The sequence below is a fragment of the Pseudomonas sp. Sample_24 genome (assembly GCF_004307605.1).
GTDB lineage: Bacteria > Pseudomonadota > Gammaproteobacteria > Pseudomonadales > Pseudomonadaceae > Aquipseudomonas.
Map to the genome: position 1 here is coordinate 1 of NZ_RCNW01000204.1, position 19,624 is coordinate 19,624.

At 59.2% G+C, this 19,624-nt stretch carries 21 protein-coding genes; 10 read left to right on the forward strand and 11 right to left on the reverse strand.

All coding sequences use genetic code 11. The features are described from left to right. Nucleotides 1–407 precede the first annotated feature (407 nt). Nucleotides 408–1,412: a nucleoid-associated protein YejK gene (gene yejK / locus D8V06_RS10285; protein WP_056853631.1), complete on the forward strand. Its 1,005-nt coding sequence runs from the start codon at nt 408–410 to the stop codon at nt 1,410–1,412. Beyond that, entirely contained in the window at nt 1,412–1,762 is a 351-nt protein-coding gene (locus tag D8V06_RS10290; protein WP_130906409.1) for a glutaredoxin domain-containing protein, read from the forward strand. The genes yejK and D8V06_RS10290 overlap by 1 nt, the downstream gene beginning before the upstream one ends. Nucleotides 1,763–1,905: 143 nt before the next feature. Here D8V06_RS10290 and D8V06_RS10295 read toward each other — a convergent pair whose 3' ends face one another. From D8V06_RS10295 to D8V06_RS10315, 5 genes are all read right to left on the reverse strand, one after another. Continuing rightward, on the reverse strand, nt 1,906–2,841 hold the full coding sequence (locus D8V06_RS10295) for a glutathione S-transferase family protein (RefSeq protein ID WP_056853633.1): 936 nt from the start codon (nt 2,839–2,841) through the stop codon (nt 1,906–1,908). A gap of 84 nt (nt 2,842–2,925) precedes the next feature. Beyond that, a complete protein-coding gene (locus D8V06_RS10300; RefSeq protein ID WP_056853634.1) occupies nt 2,926–3,210 on the reverse strand; it encodes a GIY-YIG nuclease family protein in 285 nt (94 codons plus the stop codon). Between the two features lie 40 nt (nt 3,211–3,250). Further along, a complete protein-coding gene (locus D8V06_RS10305; protein WP_130906411.1) occupies nt 3,251–3,721 on the reverse strand; it encodes a nuclear transport factor 2 family protein in 471 nt (156 codons plus the stop codon). 130 nt (nt 3,722–3,851) lie between these two features. After that, nucleotides 3,852–4,478 carry a DUF1120 domain-containing protein gene (locus tag D8V06_RS10310; RefSeq protein WP_130930916.1) on the reverse strand — a complete coding sequence of 209 codons (627 nt, stop codon included), beginning with the start codon at nt 4,476–4,478 and terminating at the stop codon, nt 3,852–3,854. Between the two features lie 165 nt (nt 4,479–4,643). Next, a complete protein-coding gene (locus D8V06_RS10315; protein ID WP_130903633.1) occupies nt 4,644–5,282 on the reverse strand; it encodes a response regulator in 639 nt (212 codons plus the stop codon). A 399-nt stretch (nt 5,283–5,681) separates the two neighbouring features. On the opposite strand from D8V06_RS10315, the gene D8V06_RS10320 reads away from it, so the two are divergent. The 6 genes from D8V06_RS10320 to D8V06_RS10345 all read left to right on the forward strand — a co-directional run bounded on the left by D8V06_RS10320 (nt 5,682) and on the right by D8V06_RS10345 (nt 12,428). Further along, on the forward strand, nt 5,682–6,278 hold the full coding sequence (locus D8V06_RS10320; protein WP_130903632.1) for a DUF1120 domain-containing protein: 597 nt from the start codon (nt 5,682–5,684) through the stop codon (nt 6,276–6,278). A 39-nt stretch (nt 6,279–6,317) separates the two neighbouring features. After that, nucleotides 6,318–6,941 carry a DUF1120 domain-containing protein gene (locus D8V06_RS10325; RefSeq protein WP_130930917.1) on the forward strand — a complete coding sequence of 208 codons (624 nt, stop codon included), beginning with the start codon at nt 6,318–6,320 and terminating at the stop codon, nt 6,939–6,941. A 123-nt stretch (nt 6,942–7,064) separates the two neighbouring features. Then, nucleotides 7,065–7,775 (forward strand): fimbria/pilus chaperone family protein, encoded by a 711-nt coding sequence (locus D8V06_RS10330; RefSeq protein WP_130903630.1) that lies wholly within the window; start codon nt 7,065–7,067, stop codon nt 7,773–7,775. A 131-nt stretch (nt 7,776–7,906) separates the two neighbouring features. Next, nucleotides 7,907–10,378, forward strand: a complete 2,472-nt coding sequence (locus tag D8V06_RS10335; protein ID WP_130903629.1) for a fimbria/pilus outer membrane usher protein — start codon at nt 7,907–7,909, stop codon at nt 10,376–10,378. Nucleotides 10,379–10,388: 10 nt separating this feature from the next. Then, nucleotides 10,389–11,522: a DUF1120 domain-containing protein gene (locus D8V06_RS10340; protein ID WP_130906415.1), complete on the forward strand. Its 1,134-nt coding sequence runs from the start codon at nt 10,389–10,391 to the stop codon at nt 11,520–11,522. 255 nt (nt 11,523–11,777) lie between these two features. After that, the gene (locus D8V06_RS10345) at nt 11,778–12,428 is read left to right on the forward strand and encodes a DUF1120 domain-containing protein (RefSeq protein ID WP_130930918.1); all 651 of its coding nucleotides are present in this window, start codon (nt 11,778–11,780) and stop codon (nt 12,426–12,428) included. A gap of 1 nt (nt 12,429) precedes the next feature. Here D8V06_RS10345 and D8V06_RS10350 read toward each other — a convergent pair whose 3' ends face one another. Then, nucleotides 12,430–13,737 carry a CynX/NimT family MFS transporter gene (locus tag D8V06_RS10350; RefSeq protein WP_130906417.1) on the reverse strand — a complete coding sequence of 436 codons (1,308 nt, stop codon included), beginning with the start codon at nt 13,735–13,737 and terminating at the stop codon, nt 12,430–12,432. Beyond that, entirely contained in the window at nt 13,727–14,386 is a 660-nt protein-coding gene (locus tag D8V06_RS10355; protein WP_130930919.1) for a FadR/GntR family transcriptional regulator, read from the reverse strand. Before D8V06_RS10355 ends, D8V06_RS10350 begins: the two co-directional genes overlap by 11 nt. Nucleotides 14,387–14,551: 165 nt before the next feature. Here D8V06_RS10355 and D8V06_RS10360 point away from each other — a divergent pair, with 165 nt between their 5' ends. Both D8V06_RS10360 and D8V06_RS10365 read left to right on the forward strand, forming a co-directional pair. Beyond that, entirely contained in the window at nt 14,552–14,863 is a 312-nt protein-coding gene (locus tag D8V06_RS10360) for a type II toxin-antitoxin system MqsR family toxin (protein WP_130906418.1), read from the forward strand. Next, complete coding sequence (locus D8V06_RS10365; RefSeq protein ID WP_130930920.1) at nt 14,860–15,351, forward strand: type II toxin-antitoxin system MqsA family antitoxin; 492 nt, start codon at nt 14,860–14,862, stop codon at nt 15,349–15,351. Before D8V06_RS10360 ends, D8V06_RS10365 begins: the two co-directional genes overlap by 4 nt. Before the next feature lie 58 nt (nt 15,352–15,409). Here D8V06_RS10365 and D8V06_RS10370 read toward each other — a convergent pair whose 3' ends face one another. The 4 genes from D8V06_RS10370 to D8V06_RS10385 all read right to left on the reverse strand — a co-directional run bounded on the left by D8V06_RS10370 (nt 15,410) and on the right by D8V06_RS10385 (nt 19,589). After that, a complete protein-coding gene (locus D8V06_RS10370; protein WP_003178331.1) occupies nt 15,410–16,174 on the reverse strand; it encodes an amino acid ABC transporter ATP-binding protein in 765 nt (254 codons plus the stop codon). A gap of 28 nt (nt 16,175–16,202) precedes the next feature. Continuing rightward, the gene (locus tag D8V06_RS10375; protein WP_056853648.1) at nt 16,203–17,300 is read right to left on the reverse strand and encodes an amino acid ABC transporter permease; all 1,098 of its coding nucleotides are present in this window, start codon (nt 17,298–17,300) and stop codon (nt 16,203–16,205) included. 10 nt (nt 17,301–17,310) lie between these two features. After that, nucleotides 17,311–18,492 (reverse strand): amino acid ABC transporter permease, encoded by a 1,182-nt coding sequence (locus D8V06_RS10380; RefSeq protein ID WP_130930921.1) that lies wholly within the window; start codon nt 18,490–18,492, stop codon nt 17,311–17,313. 65 nt (nt 18,493–18,557) lie between these two features. Then, on the reverse strand, nt 18,558–19,589 hold the full coding sequence (locus D8V06_RS10385; RefSeq protein ID WP_056853650.1) for an amino acid ABC transporter substrate-binding protein: 1,032 nt from the start codon (nt 19,587–19,589) through the stop codon (nt 18,558–18,560). Between the last annotated feature and the right edge of the window lie 35 nt (nt 19,590–19,624).

The window sequence follows — 19,624 nt, forward strand, 5'->3', positions numbered from 1 at the left end:
GTAAGAGCCATGTAGTGTTCCTTCCCTATCAAATTCATATGGATTGCAGAGTGCAATGTCAGCCATCGAGCCCGATCTTCTGGATCTGGCACCCTCGGCGAAATAACCTCGGGATCGGGGTTATAGATGCCGAAATCAGGGTTTGGTTCGACCTGACAAAAGCTGACTGCAGGCTTAACGCAGTGACTTCGCGCAAGACCGGGCAAAACTAGCACAGAGACGGGGAAATATCCGCCTCTAGCTACCCATTTGGTCAGCTTTATTGCTCTAAACCGGGAAAAAATCGCCCAAGCGCCGCCGGTCGCCCGGGAATTGGCCTTCGAACCGCGCCAAAACCAATGGTTGCGGTACACTGGGCGCTTTTTCGGGGGAGCCTGGCCTCCTCTCTTCAATCAGCCGAGAAGCCCATGCCGATCCGTCATTGCATCGTCCACCTGATCGACAAAAAACCCGACGGCACGCCTGCAGTTCTTCACGCTCGCGACTCTGAACTGGCCGAGTCCGCCGCCATCGAGAACATGCTTGCCGACCTCAATGAAAGCTACAACGCCAAGCAAGGCAAGGCCTGGGGATTGTTTCATCCGGAGTCCGGCGCCTTCCCGTTCAGCGGCTGGTTGAAGGAATACCTCGACGGCGCCCAGGACTTCACAGCCTTCAGTCGCGTGGCGGTGGAACACCTGCAAAAACTGATGGAAGAATCCAACCTCTCGGTCGGTGGCCACGTGTTGTTCGCGCATTACCAACAAGGCATGACCGACTATCTGGCCATCGCCCTGCTGCACCACAGCGAAGGCGTTGCCGTGACCGAGCAACTGGACGTCACGCCGTCCCGTCACCTGGACCTTGGCCAGCTGCATCTGGCGGCGCGGATCAACGTGTCCGAGTGGCAGAACAACAAACAATCCAAGCAGTACATTTCGTTCATCAAAGGCAAGAACGGCAAGAAAGTCTCGGAATACTTCCGCGACTTCATCGGGTGTCAGGAAGGCGTCGACGGGCCGGGTGAAACCCGCACCTTGCTCAAGGCGTTCAGCGACTTCGTCGAAAGCGAAGACTTGCCGGAAGACGACGCTCGCGAGAAGACCAAGACCCTGGTCGACTACGCCAGCAGCCAGGCCAAACTCGGCGAACCGATGGGCCTGGAAGAGCTGTCGGAATTGATCGACGAAGATCGTCCAAAAGCCTTCTACGATCACATTCGCAACAAGGACTACGGTCTGTCGCCGGAGATTCCGGCAGATAAGCGCACCCTCAACCAATTCCGGCGCTTCACCGGCCGCGCCGAGGGCCTGTCGATCAGTTTCGAGGCGCACCTGCTGGGCTCGAAGATCGAGTACGACGAAGAAGCCGGCACGCTGATCATCAAAGGCCTGCCGACCTCACTGACTGATCAGCTCAAGCGACGCAACTGATGCTCGGCAATGTCCTGAAAAAGGTCATGCTGGTTCTGCTGGTCGTGGTGGTCTATCAGAACTGGGGCAAGATCGAGCGGGTGCTCAACCCGTCGCAAGTGGTGTCCGAGCAGACTCAAGCCAGGGCCAAGGTCGTGCTGTACGCCACCGAGTGGTGTGGCTACTGCAAACTGACCCGACGCTTTCTCGACCAGAAAGGCATTGCGTACAAGGAATTCGATATCGAAAAAGATGCCCTCGCGCGCAAGGACTACGAGGCGCTGGGCGGTGGCGGGATTCCGATAATCGATGTGAACGGGACGCTGATTCGTGGGTATGACCCGGATGCGATTCTGGCTGCTTTGAAGTAATCCTTCAGATACACGCAATGCTGTGGCGAGGGAGCTTGCTCCCGCTGGACTGTGTAGCAGTCCCTTTTCCGGGGGCCGCTTCGCGCCCCAGCGGGACGGTGCGGCGATCCGACAAGCTCCCTCGCCACAGGTGAATGCCTGAGTCAGCAGGCTTCGATACGAAAGCCAAAGCGCGGAAAGTGCACATGCACCACACCGCCACGTTCGTCTTCGCGACGCACAATCAATTCCTCGCGCCCGGCAAACAACAACTCGCCCGTCACCGGATCAACGCCATAGTCGGTGGCTGCGACCAACACTTGCTGGCCCGCCGTGAACCCGTTTGGATCGACGAAATCCTCATTCGGTAACGCCGCTGGTGTCGACGAACGAGCCACCTCCAGCGCCTCTTCGGAGGACATTTCGCTGGATGCACCATGACCGAAGCCCAGCACCCGGGCATGCCAGGCGCTGACCGCCGGATACGCATCGACCAATGGCGCAGTCACCGGCGTCGCCTTGAGAAACCACAGCGAGTGCGCCAGCGCGAAGTCGGCAATCGATGGCTCGCCAAACAGGAAGTCGCCCTGCTCGCGCTGCAGTTGCAACTCCAGGCGCGACATGAGGGTGGGCCACTGATGTTTGGCCTGCTCGATGGACAGTTTTGTCGCACTACCACCGCTGAACAATCCGGCACGGTCGGCGAGAAACGCCTTGATCGCTTCCGGCGGCAAATTGCCGAAGCGTACGGCGACCGATTCCGGTTGGAACACCAGGCTGACCGCATGCTGGAACACCACCGAATCGGCCCAGGTCGCAAAGCTGGCCGTGATCATTTCCTGGCCTTCGGGGAAGAACGCCGGCAAGGCTTTTTCCTGTTCGAGTCGGCGGGCGATCAGCGCCGTGTCGCAATAAATATCCGCGCCGACCTGCAACACCGGCGTCTTGCGGTAACCGCCGGTCAGGGCCGTGAGATCGGGTTTTGGCATCACCGGCGAGATTTTCACCGAGCGCCATGACAGCCCTTTGAAACCCAGCAGCAAGCGCGCCTTCTCCGCAAAGGGTGACGTCGGGTAATGATGCAGAATCAACTCGGACATGCTCGGCTCCGCCGCAAAGATCAGGAGCCCGCAGCTTAGCGCGCAATCGTTTAGCAGCCTACAGATCTGCCTGATGGGAACCGATCAGTCAGATTGATAAGACGCCACCAGGCATTCCTTGGCGCTCTTGCGCAACTTTTTGATCAGTCGTTCCTGGCGCAGCGCTTCGCTTTTGTCGCGGCAGACTTCGGTGTAGACCAGCGCCATGGCCGGACTCGAGAGGAAAAAGCGCGCGCCCTTGCCGCTTTGATGCTTGGCGAATCGTCGCACCGGGTCGTCGCTGATGCCGCAGTAAAGCGAACCGTTGGCCGCACGCACCAGGTACACGAACCAGGGTTTAGTGATGGGAGCTTCGCTCGGGCTGTTCACGTAACGATCGGGACTTGAGTGGAAACAAGCCGCAATCTTATCAGCGACTGGCCTGGAATGCCTTCAGCCCCTTGAGGGCTTGAGTGCGGACGGCGTTGCGTACCAGCGGTGTCCAGCCCAGCAGTAGGCCCTTGACCCCGAGCGCCTGACGCGACCAGGCCCACATATCGAAGCGGTCATGATGTTCGCAGATCTTGCCGTCGCGAAACACGAACCGCGCCTGAATATCGTTGACCACCACATTGCCGGTCTGGCTGAACAGATACGTCGCCACCCAATGCGCGCCGCCTGTGCGCTCGTCACTGTGCACGTTATCGAAGTTCAGGGAAAAGTCCTTGGCACGGGTGGTGAGCATGCGCCACATGTCGCCGGCATCGCGCCCGCGCAGTTCACCAAACGCAGGATCACTGAACACCACGTCATCGGTATAGCAGGCGCTCATCGCTTCGGCATCCAGTCGCTGGAAAGCCTGGTAGAAGCAGGTGATCAAGGCGTTGTGGGCATCACTCATGGACCGGCTCCGCAAATATCATCAGTAGGTCAGCACGATATGCCGCGAGTGCGTGAATAACCATGGCTATTCACCAAAAAAATGCGGGCACTGCTGCTGTCCTGCGACCCACTGAATGACGCTTCGCAACTTAAAGGTAAACGATATCCAGGGTAGCGCTGCCATCTATGGGCATCTCGGCTGAGAGCGTTCCTGGTTTGTTGATACTCGTCGCCACAATCAGATCGGCCGCCAGTGTCTGGATGGCGACGGGCGTGTAATTCGGGTTACCCGGGCCGCTCACGGACCTCATCCACTCAGGTTGCCAGATTTGGCCAGTGCTCGAATAGAACCATGTATTGCCATTGACTGACTCCACCACCGGAAGTACCGCGCCATCCCCCAGCACGTTCTCCATGGTCAAGTTATAAAACCCAACCTTGTGGTCACCTTCGCCCACACCCAACCCAAAGGAAGACAGGCCATTGTTAGAGGCAGTCCCCTTCCTGTTATCGGTACTTTTAACTGCAAACAATGTAGCGGCATCACAACTGACGCTCATTTGTAGAGCAACTTGCGGTAACGTATTTACGCCATTTTTCAGATCTTTGAATGAGATCTTTCCGTGATCGACCATTCCACCATTGGACAACTGCGGCATACACGCCGCTGGCGTGATTGTCCCCGTAACATTCAAATCGACGCTCGATGCAGCATTGACGCTGGTCGTGCCAGCAACCAGCAGAGTGGCAGCGATATAACTTAAACGCTTTTTCATTCCCTTATGTTCCTTCAGACACTTTATTTATTTTGCAGAGGCGGACTTCAACTTATCGAAATCAGCAAATACCTTGCTTGGCGACTGCAATATAAGCCCGCAATAAGCGTCAAAAAATACAACTAATACGAATTTTCCTTGAGGGTGCTGACCCACACGAATTTATCAATCCTGATGCACCATTCCGCTCTCACGGGCATAGGCGAACAGATCCACATCGGTAGAAATGCCCAGTCGTCGCATGGCCATGATTTTCTGTTTGCTGATCGTGGACACGCTGCGGTTGAATTGCTCGGCAATTTCACTCACGGTCATGCCGCTGGCGAGCATTCTCACCACTTCATGTTCCTTGGCCGACAACGATGGAGATCCCGATTGCGCCTCGGTTTCTGCCGAAGCCAGTGCCGCGCGCAAGGAGTCGCTGAGAAATCGCCGCCCTTCGCCCACCGCCTTGACGGCCATCGGCAGCTCCCTGGCCGAGGCATCCTTGGCGATGACCCCCATTACACCTTGGGCAATCGCCGCTCTGAGCGTCATGACGTTGGCGAGCATCGTGACCAGAATGATCGAGGTTTGCGGATAGTGACGCCGCACCATTCCGAGCATTTTCAAGCCATCGGCCTGCACGTTGCCGGGCATGCTGAAGTCAGTGATCAGCAAATCGCAAGGCGATGTTGAAAGCAGGCTCAGCAGGCTGTCAGGCCCCTCAGCCTCGCCCACAATGACGCAAGTGCCGCTCAGGTCGATGAGCATCCGCATTCCAATACGAACCACCGGATGGTCATCAGCAATGATTACCTGCATTGTCGGATTAATCCTGTTGAGTGACTGGAGTGCGCAAAAAAATAGCGCCGTCCTTGCACCATCACAACGACCAATCTCGCACGCCAAAAAATGTCAGCCAATGTCTGCGGGGGACTGTCCTTTATCCGATAGAACAATAAGAATCGCCCTACAGTTCATATATCCGATAGACCACATAGACAGCCTACAGACAACACCCTCACTCAATACAACCTGTAGTACACCTCGCACTTTCTTACAGTCAATGGCACGTTTTCGTATTAGTTGCATTCCACCTGATTACCTCGACCGTTAGATTGCGCCTGTCCGTACACGGCAACTTCCAATCATCTTCGTTCAAGGAAAAGCGAATACATGAACCAAGGACGACCCATCACGCAACGATGCGCCCTCGCTTTGATGAGCATAACGTGGCTGACCTGCGCGCACTCTGCGCTGGCGGCGGGCAACGCCGATCTGAGTGTCAGCGGAATCATTACACCGAGTTCCTGTACACCCTCACTGTCGAACGGCGGCATCGTCGATCACGGCAAACTGACGTCGAAAAATCTCGATCAGGACTTGCCTACCCGGTTGCCCGCCAGCGAACTGCAGTTGCAGATCGATTGTGAAGGCCCGACCTTTTTCACCCTGACCACCATCGACAATCGCGCCGGAACGTCGGCCGTCAACCAGGCCTATCACGGCCTGGGTACGGTCAACGACGACCAGAAGCTGGGTAGCGTGGGGTTCGGAATCTTCGAACCGCAAGCTGACGGCAATACGGTGTTGACCATCATGTCCCGCGACAACGGTAGTAACTGGGGACTTTCGACGTATCTGGGGCACGCCGGGTTGACGGCGTTTGCCAGCCCTGACGATCTGCGTACGCCCATCGCGTTGCAGCACCTGAGTGCTCGCTTGCGCGCCGTCACCCTCATTGCGCCAGCCAGTGGCCTGACTCTGCTTGATGAGGTGCCGATCGACGGGCACGCCACACTGCAGATCACTTATTGATCATCGCGCCGCTGTTTATTCCACATCAGGAGCTTCACCATGAACAAGACTCTCAACACCCTCTTCGGCGCCATGTTGCTGGCCGGCAGTGCCTGCGCTTTTGCTGCCTCCAGCGTCGACCTGAGCGTCAGCGGGACGATCACTCCGAGCGCCTGCGAACCGACCCTGTCCAAAGGCGGGCTGGTGGACTACGGCAAGATTTCGGCCAAGAGTTTGAACCCTGACAAAGCGACATGGCTGCCCAAACAATACGTGCAACTGACGCTCACGTGCGACGGACCGACTCTTGCCGGCCTTGAGGCCAAGGATAACCGTGAAGGTTCGGATTTCAATAATGACCCCTACGATTTCGGCCTCGGGCTGATCAACACTAATCAAAAACTGGGAGCGATGAACCTGGAAATTTGGAGACCGCTGGCCGATGGCGTGACAGTCAGCACGATTGGTTCCGAGGACCGCGGTTCGACCTGGAACCAAACCCGCGAACTGATGCGAACCAACATTCTCACCGTCGCCGACGTCAGCAGCGTAATACCAAAACCGTTTCAGACACTGGTTTCCGATCTCGAGATCGCACCTCGAATTGCCCCTGCCAACCAGCTCAACCTGACCAACGAAGTGGCCATCGATGGCTCGGTAACCCTGTCTGTGGTTTACCTGTAAACCATCGAGAAATCGAAGCGCGGCAGGTCGTCCACCCGACCTCCTGCCCGTTCACCAGGACTGCGTTGACCAGAACTAACTCTAGCCATGCTGACTTTTCCTTTTTTTACACAGGCATCCACCATGACTCTTTTCAACGGCGCGCGATGCAGACGTTTCTGTCTGGGCACGCTGGCCTATCTGTTCGCTGGCTACGTCGTGGCCGATGGCATGGTCCCCGACACCTCTGTGGTGATCGTCAATGAAGCCGATGGCGAAACCTCGGTGTCGGTCACCAACACTGACGCAAACCTGTCGTTGCTGCATGTCACCCTCGAAGACATTCCCGAGGACAAGGAACCGCTGTTGTTCGTCACGCCGCCGCTGGCCCGGGTCGAGGCGGGCAAGAGTCAATTGGTGCGGTTCATCCTGCAGACCTCCACGCCCCTGACCACCCAGCGCCTGAAGCGGGTGATTTTCGAGGGCATGCCTCAAGACCGTAAACCGGCCGAAGCCGGGCGTGCACGGGTCGGCGTGACGGTGCGGCAAAATTTGCCGGTGATCCTGCACCCCAAGGGCTTGGCGCCCAATCGCACACCGTGGACGGGGCTGACCTGGCGCCTGCAAAACGATCAGGTCAGCGTGCACAATCCATCACCCTATGTCGTGCGTTTGGCCCAGGAACTGACGCTGCTGCCCGGTAATGGTTCGGCGTTGTTGCCGCGCACCTACGTGCTGCCGGGGGAAACCTTGAGCGTGCCCGCCAAAGGCGCTGCCGCCACCCGCGTACGGATACAACCGGCGACGGTCTACGGCTTCGCGGTGCCGCATTTCGAAACACCGTTCGAGTCCTGAACCGCCACGACTGCGCGACGATGGAATAACCCGCGCCGAAGTTTTCGGGTAACGGCCAGCGAGCTGTTACCCAAGGCGTGACTGAATTTCAACGATCAGTTCAGCACGCCCGCATAAACCAAGTGAACCCCATGAACACAGTAACTTTTTACCGTGATGGCGAAGCCGTGCCTGTGATTCGGACCCGCGTCCACTCACGCCGGTTGCGTCGACGGACAACATTGGCCTTATTGCTGATCAACACGCTGATGGTGCTCGACGCTCGCGGTAGCGAATTACTACTGGCGTCCTTCGATAGCAACACGCTGCGACAGCGCGGTATCGATCCGGCACTGGCGACCTTGCTGATGGAAGCGCCACGCTTCGCCACGGGCCGGCATTCGGTGACGCTCAACGTCAACGGCCAACGACAGGGTCGCGTCGACGTCGCCTTCGATCGCGCCGGTGTACTGTGCTTTGACCGCACGCTGCTCGACAAGGCCAACCTGAACGTGCCCGAGCAGATCCTCGACGACGATGGCCGTTGCTACGACTTTCTCGCCCTCGCGCCGCAAACCGCCATCGAACAGGATCCGGCCAACCTGGCCCTGACGCTGGTTGTGCCGACCCATGCTATTCGACCCGCCGAACGCGATGTCAGCGGCTATCAAACCGGCGGCGTCGCTGCGCTGCTCAACTACGACATTACCGGACAGCACAGCCGTTTTGGCGAGGGTACGAGCCGCTATGCCTCGGCCAACACCGAGCTGGGTTTTAATGCCGGCGACTGGATCGTGCGCAGTCGTCAGGTGCAGACCTGGCAGGATGAAGTGTCGCGCACAACGCATATCGCCGCTTACGCCCAGCGCACCTTCGCCAGTCACGAAGCCGTGTTGCAGGCCGGCCAGATCAACCTTTACAACCCGGTGTTGGCCGGTGCGCAGATCACCGGCGTACAGGTTCTCAACGAACAGGCGCTGCAAGCCGAAGGGCAAAGCGCGGTCATCGAAGGCATCGCCAACAGTCAGGCACAGGTCGAAGTGCGGCAGAACGGTTCGCTGATCTATTCCACCGTGGTGCCCGCAGGCCCCTTTGCCCTGAACAACGTGCGCCGGCTCAATAGCCGCTCCGACGTCGAAGTCACAGTCAAGGAGGAGGACGGCAGCCAGCGCAGTTTCACGATACCGGCGGCGATGCTCGGTATCGGCTTGCCAGCGCCAGGCTTCTCCCTTGCGGCGGGAACCGTGCGCAGGAGTGGCGATGAGCAAGGTGACGAACCTTGGGTCGTCAGTGGCGGATGGAGCGGCGTATTGAACCCGCAAATATTGATCAGCGGCGGGCTGACCGGCGCCGCCGACTATCGCGCGGCCGGTACCAGCGTCGGCCTGTTGCCTTCGCCGGATACCCAGCTCCAGGCGACACTGACCGGCGCGGATGCCAGCGGCCGCCAAGGCGGCCAGGGGCTTCAGGCCGACCTGAGCCTGTCGCACCGTTTCAGCGAGCGCTGGGCACTGAATGCCGCAAGTTCCTACCGAACCCTGGGTTATCGGGAACTGGAAGACGCGGTATTTGACAACACTAATGACGACCAGAAATCCCGCTACCGCGACCAGCAAAGCGCGGCCCTGTCATGGTCCCATCCGTGGTTCGGCGCCTTCAGCGGTGGCTTCAGTCAGTCAAGCTCGTTCGATGGTCAGAGCAGCAGCCGCGCCCTGGCGTCCTGGGGCACCAACATCAAAGGGGTGTCGCTATCGGCAACGGCGGAATGGCAACTCAGTGGGGCCAATCGCACCGACGATAGCGTCTACCTGAATCTGAGCATTCCCCTGGGTGAAAACCGTCGCGCGCGCACCTGGGTACGCAGTTCCGGTGGCGAGTACCGCAGCGGCGTGGGCTTGAGTGAACAGCTCAACGACCAACTGGCGTACCGCGTCGGCGCTGAACACGACTCCCGCAATAAAGAGGTGCAGTCTTCCGCCGGCGTTTCCCTGCTGCCGCGCTACACCCAGCTGGATCTCAACTACACCCGCGCCGACGCCGCGCGCTCCAGTTACCAGGCCAGCGCCCGAGGCGGTGCGGTGCTGCACGACCGAGGTTTGACGCTCTCGCCTTACCCGATCAGCGACACCTTCGGTTTGCTGTCTGTGGGTGAGATGGGTGCCATCAAGGTGTCGACGCCGAGCGGTCCGGTGTGGACCGATTGGCAAGGTCAAGCAGTGATTCCACAGCTGACGGCCTATGGCAAAAGCCCGGTGGAAGTCGACACCAAAACCCTGCCGCGCAACGCCGACATCAGCAACGGCCTGGCGGTGATTTCCGCCGGGCGCGGGGCGGTCGACAAGGTCGAATTCGGCGTCAGCCTGACCCGCCGCGCACTGCTAAAAGTCACCACCGCCAACGGTGCACCCCTGCCCCGCGGCGCTGCGGTGAATACCGAGGATGGCGAGTTTGTCACCCTGGTTCAGGAGGGCGGACTGGTGTTCCTGCCCAACGTACTGGACAGCCAGGCGCTGTTCATCAAGGCACCCGGGCTTGAGCGTTGCGCACTGCATTTCGAACTGCCGGCAGACGCTGATACCGACGCCTACTACGAAACCACTGCCGCCAAGTGCAGAGCCCCATGAGGATGACTTGATGAATCTGACCCGCCTGTTGCTGGCCCCCGTCGTTGCGTTGACGCTCTCACCTTTTGCCTGGGGATCGGTTGAGGACTGTCAGTTCAACCTGAGCCAGCCGGTCGTCGATTACGGCTTGATGAACCGTGCGATCCGCGCCGATTCGGTATCGGAGCGCAACCTCGGCGAGCGGCGGTCGAGCCTCACCCTGACCTGCTCGAAACCCACCGACATGAGCCTGTTCTATCGGGCCATGGCAGCAACGTCCAACCGCTTCCACTTTGCCGAACGTGGCACTTATCAGTTGCACATCCGCGACGCGGTGCTCGATGGTCAGTCGGTAGAGCTGGGGCTGATCGCCGCTGCTGGTCAGGCACCCGCACAAACCGCAGCGCAACTGGCCTGGCGACCGGAACATGGCGTGGTTCCGGTGCAAGGCGGAGTGCCGATACAGGGCCGCACTTTTTCGGCCCAGCTTGAATGGACGGCATGGGTTCAGGAACAAGGAATGCAAGTGCGCGACGCGGTGACCTGGGAGGTGGCCGGGGTGTTCGACGCCGTGTCGGCCGATCGCAGTCGCGAGGCGACGTTGCGTGCACGCTTCGCTCCGGCGGCCTGCGAAGCGGCGCTGTCCAACGGCGGTGTGGTGGATTTCGGCAGCCTGACGATCAACGACCTCAACGCCGACAAGAGCACCCGCCTGCCCGCGCGCTCGCTGAACTTGCGGGTCGGCTGCGATGGGCCGACGGCTTTCGCGTTGATCATGCACGACAATCGTGCGGGCTCGGCGACAGTCGACAGCGACTTCCATTACGGCCTCGGCACCGATGCCCGCAACAACAAAATCGGCTTTTTCGCGCTGAATATCGACCCGGCAAGCGCCCATGCCGACAGTTTTGCCCGCCTTTATCGAACCGACTCAGCCGGTGGCAACACAGGCTGGAGCAGCGCCAGCGCCAACCCGATCGCCATCGCCAAGACCCGTTACCTGAGTTTCACCGACAGCGCTGGCAGCAGCGCGGGCCCGACCATGATTCAGACCTTCAACGCCAGCATCACCGTCGATGCGGTCATCGCGCCGCTCAACAGCCTGGACTTGAGCAACGCCATCGACCTCGATGGCGCAGGAACGATCGAGATCATTTACCTGTAACACCTGACCCACCAGGTTGAATCCGGGGCGCAATCAAGCGCGCTGGATCAGCCAGGAATAAACCCGCAAAAAGGAATGAAAAATGAAAAAGTACTTCATGGCATTGTCGACCGCCGCTCTGGTCAACGTCGCACCATATGCCCTAGAAGTGGTCATGGACGGTTCCGCGACATTCGAAATGAAATACCTGTAAGCCCCTGAAAAACTGCAGGGGCGTGCTCGCTCCTGCAGCTCAGATGCATGAGGAGCCCATCGATGAAAGATTATTTTGCAGCACCTTTGACTGTCGCCCTTGTCTGCGTCGCGCCCCATGTGCTGGCCGCCTCGACGGTCGACCTGACGGTGAAGGGCACGATCACGCCCGTCGCCTGTACACCGGTCCTGTCCAACAATGGCACGGTGGATTACGGAAAGATCTTCCGCCAGGACCTGAGCGTCGACAAGCGCACGCAACTGCCTGATCAAGTGCTGGACCTCAACATCCAATGCAACGGCCCTTCGCGTTTTGCCTTGGTCATGCACGACAACCGCGACGGGTCGGCCATCGTCAACAGCGAGATTTATTACGGGCTGAATCGCGACAAAAGCGGCAACAAGATCGGCTTGTATTCGCTGAACTTCGATCCCGCCCAAACGGTGGTGGATGACCTGTCGCAGGTCTACCGCACCGACTCCACCACGGGCGGCCTGGCCTGGAGTTTATCCAGCAGCCGCCCGATTCCGATTGGCGCCAAAAGCTACCTGGGATTTACCGACGTTGCCGGTAGCAACGCCGGTCCGATCTTCATCCAGCACCTGTCGAGCCGAGTCACCATCGAAGCCGTCATCGCGCCCACGTCCCAGCTGGACTTGAGCGCCGATGTCCAGCTCGACGGCTCGGCGACCCTGGACATGGTTTACCTTTGATTCAGACTTTTTCGCTGAGTACCTGGACATACAGCGAACGCCCGGCGCCCAGGCCGGCAATGATGGCGCCGAGGCCGATCACCCCAAAGATCCAGCCCACGGCGGTCCAGCCACCGGTCCAGTCATGCACGATGCCGACTGCGAATGGGCCCATGGATGCCAAGGTGTAACCGAAACCCTGGGCCATGCTCGACAGGTTCGCCGCGACATGGGCATCGCGCGAGCGCAGCACGATCAGGGTCAGCGCCAGGCTGAACGTGGCGCCCTGCCCCAGCCCCAGCACAATCGCCCAGCCCCACAAGCCTTCGAGCGGCGCGTACAGGCAACCGAACAGGCCGCCGAGGGTCAGCGCCATCACAATCACGATGGCCAGGCGCTGATCCTTGCCGCGAGTCGCCAGCCATGGCGCGGCGAGGGAACTGACCAGTTGCACGATCACCGAACCCGACAACACCAGCCCTGCCTGGGTCGGCGTCAGCCCGCGACCGATCAGGATCGATGGCAACCAGCCGAACACGATGTAAGCCAGTGACGATTGCAGGCCCATGTACAAGGTCACTTGCCAGGCCAGCGGGTCGCGCAGCAAACCGCGAACGCGGTAAGCGACATGATGTGCGCCGTGCTTTTGCCCCACTTGCGGTAACCAGAAAAGGGCCGCGACCAGGGCCGGGATCACCCAGAAACCAAGGCCCATGGCCCAGCTGCGGTCGAAATGCTCGCTCAACGGCACGGTCGCCCCCGCTGCCATCGCCGCCCCCAGGCACAGAGCCATGGTGTAGACACCGGTCATGGTGCCGGCCTGCCTCGGGAAATCACGCTTGACGATGCCCGGCAGCAAAACGCCGATCACACCGATGCTGGCACCGGCCAACACGCTGCCGGCAAACAAACCGATTTCGCCAAAAGAGCTGCGCACGATGATGCCGCCAGCGAGGGTCAGCAAAATGCCCAGCACCACCCGCTCGGCACCGAAGCGACGCGCCAGCACCGGCGCCAACGGCGCAAACAGACCGAGGCAAAGCACCGGCAACGTAGTCAGCAAACCGGCCTGGGAGGCCGAGAGACCGAGTGACTTCGACACGTCACTGAGCATCGGCGCCATGCTCGACAACGCGGGGCGCAGGTTCAGCGCCACCAGAATCAACCCCAGCAGCAACAGCCAGGGCCGACGCAGGACCGGATGCGTTTGCTGGACCTGCTCGTCATCGGCCTCGGCATCGATCAACAACTCTTCGAGCTCCGCCGTGCGCTTGGATTGCGTGATGTTGCTGTGATCGCTGGACATGCGGTTCTCGGTTTCAAGGTTCATTGATCAACTGCCTCGACAGCGCTTTGGCGCGTTCCGGGTCGCGTTGTTCGACGGCATCGAGCAGTGCGATGTGCAGGTCGAACACTTCCTGGCGTCGGGGCGTGATGTTCAGACAGTGGCGCAACTGCGCGCCGACGACGCTGGAGAAATAGCGATACAACTCGCTGAGCGTGGGGTTGTGCGCCGCATCCACCAGGCGACGATGGAACACCAGGTCGCAGGCAATGTAGGTGTCGAGGTCGCCGTGATAGTGGCTGCCGCTGACACCCAGCGCTTCGCGCAACGCCACCAGGTCTTCATCGGTTCGGCGCAGTGCCGCCAGCCCAATGGCCTCGACTTCGAGGATGTGCCGGGTTTCACGGGCCTGTTCCCGCGAACAACTGGACAACGCCTTCAAGGTGTCCAGCGGATCAACCACCGCCCGTAGATAACTACCGTCGCCCTGGCGGATTTCTATCAACCCGGAAAACGCCAGCACGCGCATGGCTTCACGCACGGTGTTGCGGCTGATGCCCAGTTCTGCCGACAGCTCGGGTTCGGTGGGTAAGCGTTGGCCGACCGCCCAGACACCTTGGGTGATGCGCAGACGCAACTGGTCCAGCGCCTGGTCGACCAGGGATCGTTTAACTAATGGAGAAATGTCAGACATAAGGCTCGCCTTTTCATCCAATCATAGGATGAATTTTCTGACATGTTAGTCAGCTTCGAGTAGGACGGCAACCGCCTAGGGTCAGAGAGAGGAAATGCAGCGGGATTTTCGATTAGTCAAAATTACCCTTTAAGGGTAATTTCAGGGACAGGGTTTTGGATTCTTATGGAAAAGAACACACCCCATTTCGACTTGGCGGTGATCAAGGCCGAAGTCAGGCGGCTTGGAAGAAAAGCCTTCACCAAAACCGCGGCAAAGGCCGGTCTGAATCTCGGCCTTAGCCTCAGAGAGATGCAAGATATCGTTTTCGAGTTACAGAACAGGATGTTGTACAAATCGATGACCACTTATGACGATCATCGAGTCTGGCAGGACGTGTATCACATCAACTCACAAGATCTGGAGATTTACATCAAGGTGACGTACCGCCCCGCCGGCGGCCCACCGGTAATCTCCTTCAAGGAGAAAAACCCATGAATACCCAGCAATGTTTCAGCTGTGGTGCACGTGAGGGAATGAGACATTTCGAGGGGCGCAGCGAGACCCTGAGTGTCAAAGGCATGGAGCGCCGAGTAGATAATCTTTCTGGCTGGGAGTGCCAGAAGTGCGGTGAACTCGAGTGGGACCCCGATACGGATAGTGCGCAGCGTTATGGGGAAGCAGGTGATGCGCTGGTCATCGCCGCCAGGCAAATGATCGGCGCCGAGATGAAGCGTATCCGTCGCAAATTGCACCTTACGCAAAAAGAGACGGTGCAACTGCTTTCCGGTGGCGGGCACAACGCATTCTCACGTTACGAACGCGGCGAAGTACTTCCGCCGAAGGCGTTGATGCTGCTAATGCGCCTGCTGGATCGCTACCCGCATTTACTCGCCGATGCGAAGATCCTGGCTGAAGGAGCGGATTTGAGGGGAGCGTTCAAATTTACTGAGCACCAGGAGCACGAAACACTCACTGTGCCGTGAGCGGCAAACATAAAAAACCCGGCGCGAGGCCGGGTTTGTTTTATCAGTCAGCCTGCCATCAATGCAGAATCTGGCTCAGGAACAGCTTGGTCCGATCATTCTGCGGGTTATCGAAGAAGTCGTTCGGTGCTGCCTGTTCGACGATCTCCCCCTTGTCCATGAAGATCACGCGGTTGGCCACGGTACGGGCAAAGCCCATTTCGTGGGTCACGCAGAGCATGGTCATGCCGTCTTCGGCGAGGCCGATCATGGTGTCGAGTACCTCTTTCACCATTTCCGGATCGAGTGCCGACGTCGGTTCGTCGAACAGCATGATTTTCGGCTTCATGCACAGCGCGCGGGCGATCGCCACACGCTGTTGCTGGCCGCCGGACAGTTGCCCCGGGTACTTGTGCGCCTGTTCCGGAATGCGTACGCGCTCCAGGTAATGCATGGCGATTTCCTCGGCCTTGCGCTTGGGCATCTTGCGCACCCACATCGGCGCCAGGGTGCAGTTCTGCAGGATGGTCAGGTGCGGGAACAGGTTGAAGTGCTGGAACACCATGCCGACTTCACGGCGGATCGCTTCGATCTGCTTGAGGTCGTTGGTCAGCTCCACGCCATCGACCACGATGCGCCCCTGCTGGTGTTCTTCCAGGCGGTTGAGGCAGCGGATGGTGGTGGACTTGCCGGAACCCGACGGGCCGCACAGGACGATACGCTCGCCCTGCTTGACGTTGAGGTTGATGTCCTTGAGTACGTGAAACTGGCCGTACCATTTGTTCACGCCCTGCATCTGAATAATGCCTTCAGGGCTCACAGGCTGTTTGATTGCTTCGCTCATCACAAAACTTCCTAAATTGGGTAGCGCCTCAGCGCTTGTGGCCAGTGTCGAGCTTGCGTTCCAGATGCATGGAATAGCGCGACATACCAAAACAGAAAATCCAGAACACCAGGGCGGCGAACACGTAGCCTTCGGTGGCCATGCCCAGCCATTTCGGATCGGCAGCCGCTTGTTTGACGCTGTTGAGCAGGTCGAACAAGCCGATGATGATTACCAGGCTGGTGTCCTTGAACAGTGCAATGAACGTGTTGACGATGCCGGGGATTACCAGCTTCAAGGCTTGCGGCAGAATCACCAGGCCCATGCTGCGCCAGTAACCCAGCCCCATCGCCGCGGCCGCTTCGTACTGCCCCTTGGGGATCGCTTGCAGGCCACCGCGCACCACTTCGGCCACGTAGGCCGACTGGAACAGGATCACGCCGATCAACGCCCGCAGCAGTTTGTCGAAGTTCATGCCTTCAGGCAGGAACAGCGGCAGCATCACGGAGGACATGAACAGCACCGTGATCAACGGCACGCCGCGCCAGAACTCGATGAAGGTCACGCAGACCACCCGAATCGCCGGCATGTTCGAACGGCGGCCCAGCGCCAGGACAATCCCCAACGGCAGCGCACCGGCGATACCGACAGTGGCGATCACCAGGGTCAGCATCAGACCGCCCCACTGGCTGGTCGCCACCTGGGTCAGGCCGAAAACGCCACCGTGCAACAGGCACCAGGCAATGATCGGGTACAGCACCAAAAAGCTCAGGCCATACACCGCTTTACGCGGGAAGCGCGAGATGAACAGAGGCGCTACGCCAATCACCGCCAGCCACACGGTCAGGTCGACGCGCCAGCGCAGATCCGTCGGATAGTAGCCGTACATGAACTGGCCGAAACGCTGCTGGATGAACACCCAGCAGGCGCCCTCCTTGGTGCAGTCGGCCTGGCTGGTGCCTACCCAGTTGGCGTCGATGATGGCCCACTGCAGAATCGGCGGAACCACCAGGTAGATCAGGTAGAACGCGAACAGGGTCAGCAAGGTGTTGAGCCAGCTGGAGAACATGTTTGCGCGCATCCACGCCACTACACCGATGCTGCTGCTCGGTGGTGGCATGTCAGGTTTGAAAGTATGAGTACTCATGCGCTTTTCCTTACCGCTCGATCAGCGCAATGCGCTTGTTGTACCAGTTCATCAGCAGGGAAATGCTGATACTGATCGCCAGGTACACGCTCATGGTGATGGCAATCACCTCGATCGCCTGACCGGTCTGGTTCAGCACCGTACCGGCAAACAGCGAGACCATTTCCGGATAGCCGATACCGGCCGCCAGCGAGGAGTTCTTCGCCAGGTTCAGGTATTGGCTGGTCAGCGGTGGAATGATCACGCGCAGGGCTTGCGGAATGATCACCTTGCGCAGGGTCGGACCGTTGCGCAGGCCGAGGGAATGCGCCGCTTCGGTCTGGCCGTGGCTGACCGACTTGATGCCCGAGCGCACGATCTCGGCGATGAACGCCGCGGTGTACACGGTCAGGGCCAGGGTCAAGGCCAGCAGTTCCGGGATCAGCACCCAGCCACCGACGAAGTTGAAGCCCTTGAGCTGCGGCATTTCCCAGTGCACCGGTGCGCCGACAATCAATGCGCACAGCGCCGGAATCACCAGGAACAGCGCCAGGCCGACCCAGAATTTGTGGAACGGCACGCCGGTGGCTTCGAAGCGTTTGTTGGCCCAGCGGCACATCAGCACGATGGCGATGATGGCCACCACGACGCTGACCACAAACGGCCAGAAACCGTCGGCCATCAGCGCGGCCGGCATGTTCAGGCCGCGACTGCTGACGAAGAAGGTATCGCCGAAGTTATGGCTGTTGCGCGGTCCCGGCATGGTCAGGAATACCGCGAAGTACCAGAACAGGATCTGCAGCAGCGGCGGAATGTTACGGAAGACTTCCACGTATACCGTCGCCACTTTGGCGATGATCCAGTTCTTCGACAGCCGCGCCACACCGACGATGAAGCCGAGGATGGTTGCCAGAATCACGCCGATGAAAGTCACCAGCAATGTGTTGAGCAGGCCGATGACAAACACCCGGGCGTAACTGTCCGCTTCGGTGTAGTCGATCAGGTGTTGAGCGATGCCGAAGCCGGCACTGCGCTCCAGAAAGTCGAAACCGGAGGTGATGCCCCGGTGTTGCAGGTTGGTCTGGGTGTTATCGAACAGATACCAGCCCAGCGAGACCACCGCGATAATCGTGATGATCTGGAATACCCACGCACGCACTCGTGGATCGCTGAGGCTGAGCCTCTGCTTTGGTGCGCCGATTGAATTTTGCATGAAGTGCCCCGGAAATAATGGAACAGAACATCACCCGGTGGTTGGCCCACCGGGTGATAGAACCATCAGCGCACTGGTGGTGCGTATTGAATGCCGCCAGCGTTCCACAGAGCGTTCAGCCCGCGGTCGATTTCCAGCGGAGTGCTCTTGCCGAGGTTTTTCTCGAACACTTCACCGTAGTTGCCGACTTGTTTGACGATTTGTACGACCCAGTCTTTCTTCACTTTCAGGTCTTTGCCGTACTCACCGTCGGTACCCAGCAGACGAGCAACGTCCGGGTTCTTGGTGCCCTTGGCTTCGGCTTCGACGTTTTTCGACGTCACGCCCGCTTCTTCGGCGTTGAGCATGGCGTAGCCAACCCAGCGCACGATGGCCAGCCACTCGTCGTCACCGTTACGCACGACCGGGCCCAGAGGTTCTTTGGAAATGGTTTCCGGCAGAACCACGTAGTCTTTCGGCGAAGCCAGCTTGCTGCGCTGGGCGAACAGTTGGGACTTGTCGGAGGTCAGCACGTCGCAACGACCGGATTCCAGCGACTTGGCGCTTTCGTCGGAGGTGTCGAAAGTGATCGGGGTGTATTTCAGACCGTTACCGCGGAAGTAGTCGGAAACGTTCAGTTCGGTAGTGGTGCCGGCCTGGATGCAGATGGTCGCGCCATCCAGCTCTTTGGCGCTCTTGACGCCCAGCTTGTTGTTTACCAGGAAGCCGATGCCATCGTAGTAAGTGATGAAGCCCGGGAATTTCAGACCCATGCCTGCGTCACGGGAGCTGGTCATGGTGGTGTTGCGCGACAGAATGTCGATTTCGCCGGACTGCAGCGCGGTGAAGCGCTCTTTGGCGTTCAACTGACTGAACTTGACCTTGGTCGCGTCGCCGAATACCGCAGCGGCCACGGCACGGCAGTAGTCAGCATCGATACCGACGATCTTGCCGGTGGCGTCTGGAACCGAGAAACCAGGCAGGCCATCGCTGACGCCGCACTGTACAAAACCTTTCTTCTGCACTGCATCCAGGGTCGCGCCCGCCTGAGCGAACCCACTGACGCCGAGTACTGCGGCTGCAGTCACGACTGCCAGGGTGGATTTCAACATCTTCATTCAAACCTCCAGTTTTGCTCTTGTTGTGTCGGAGC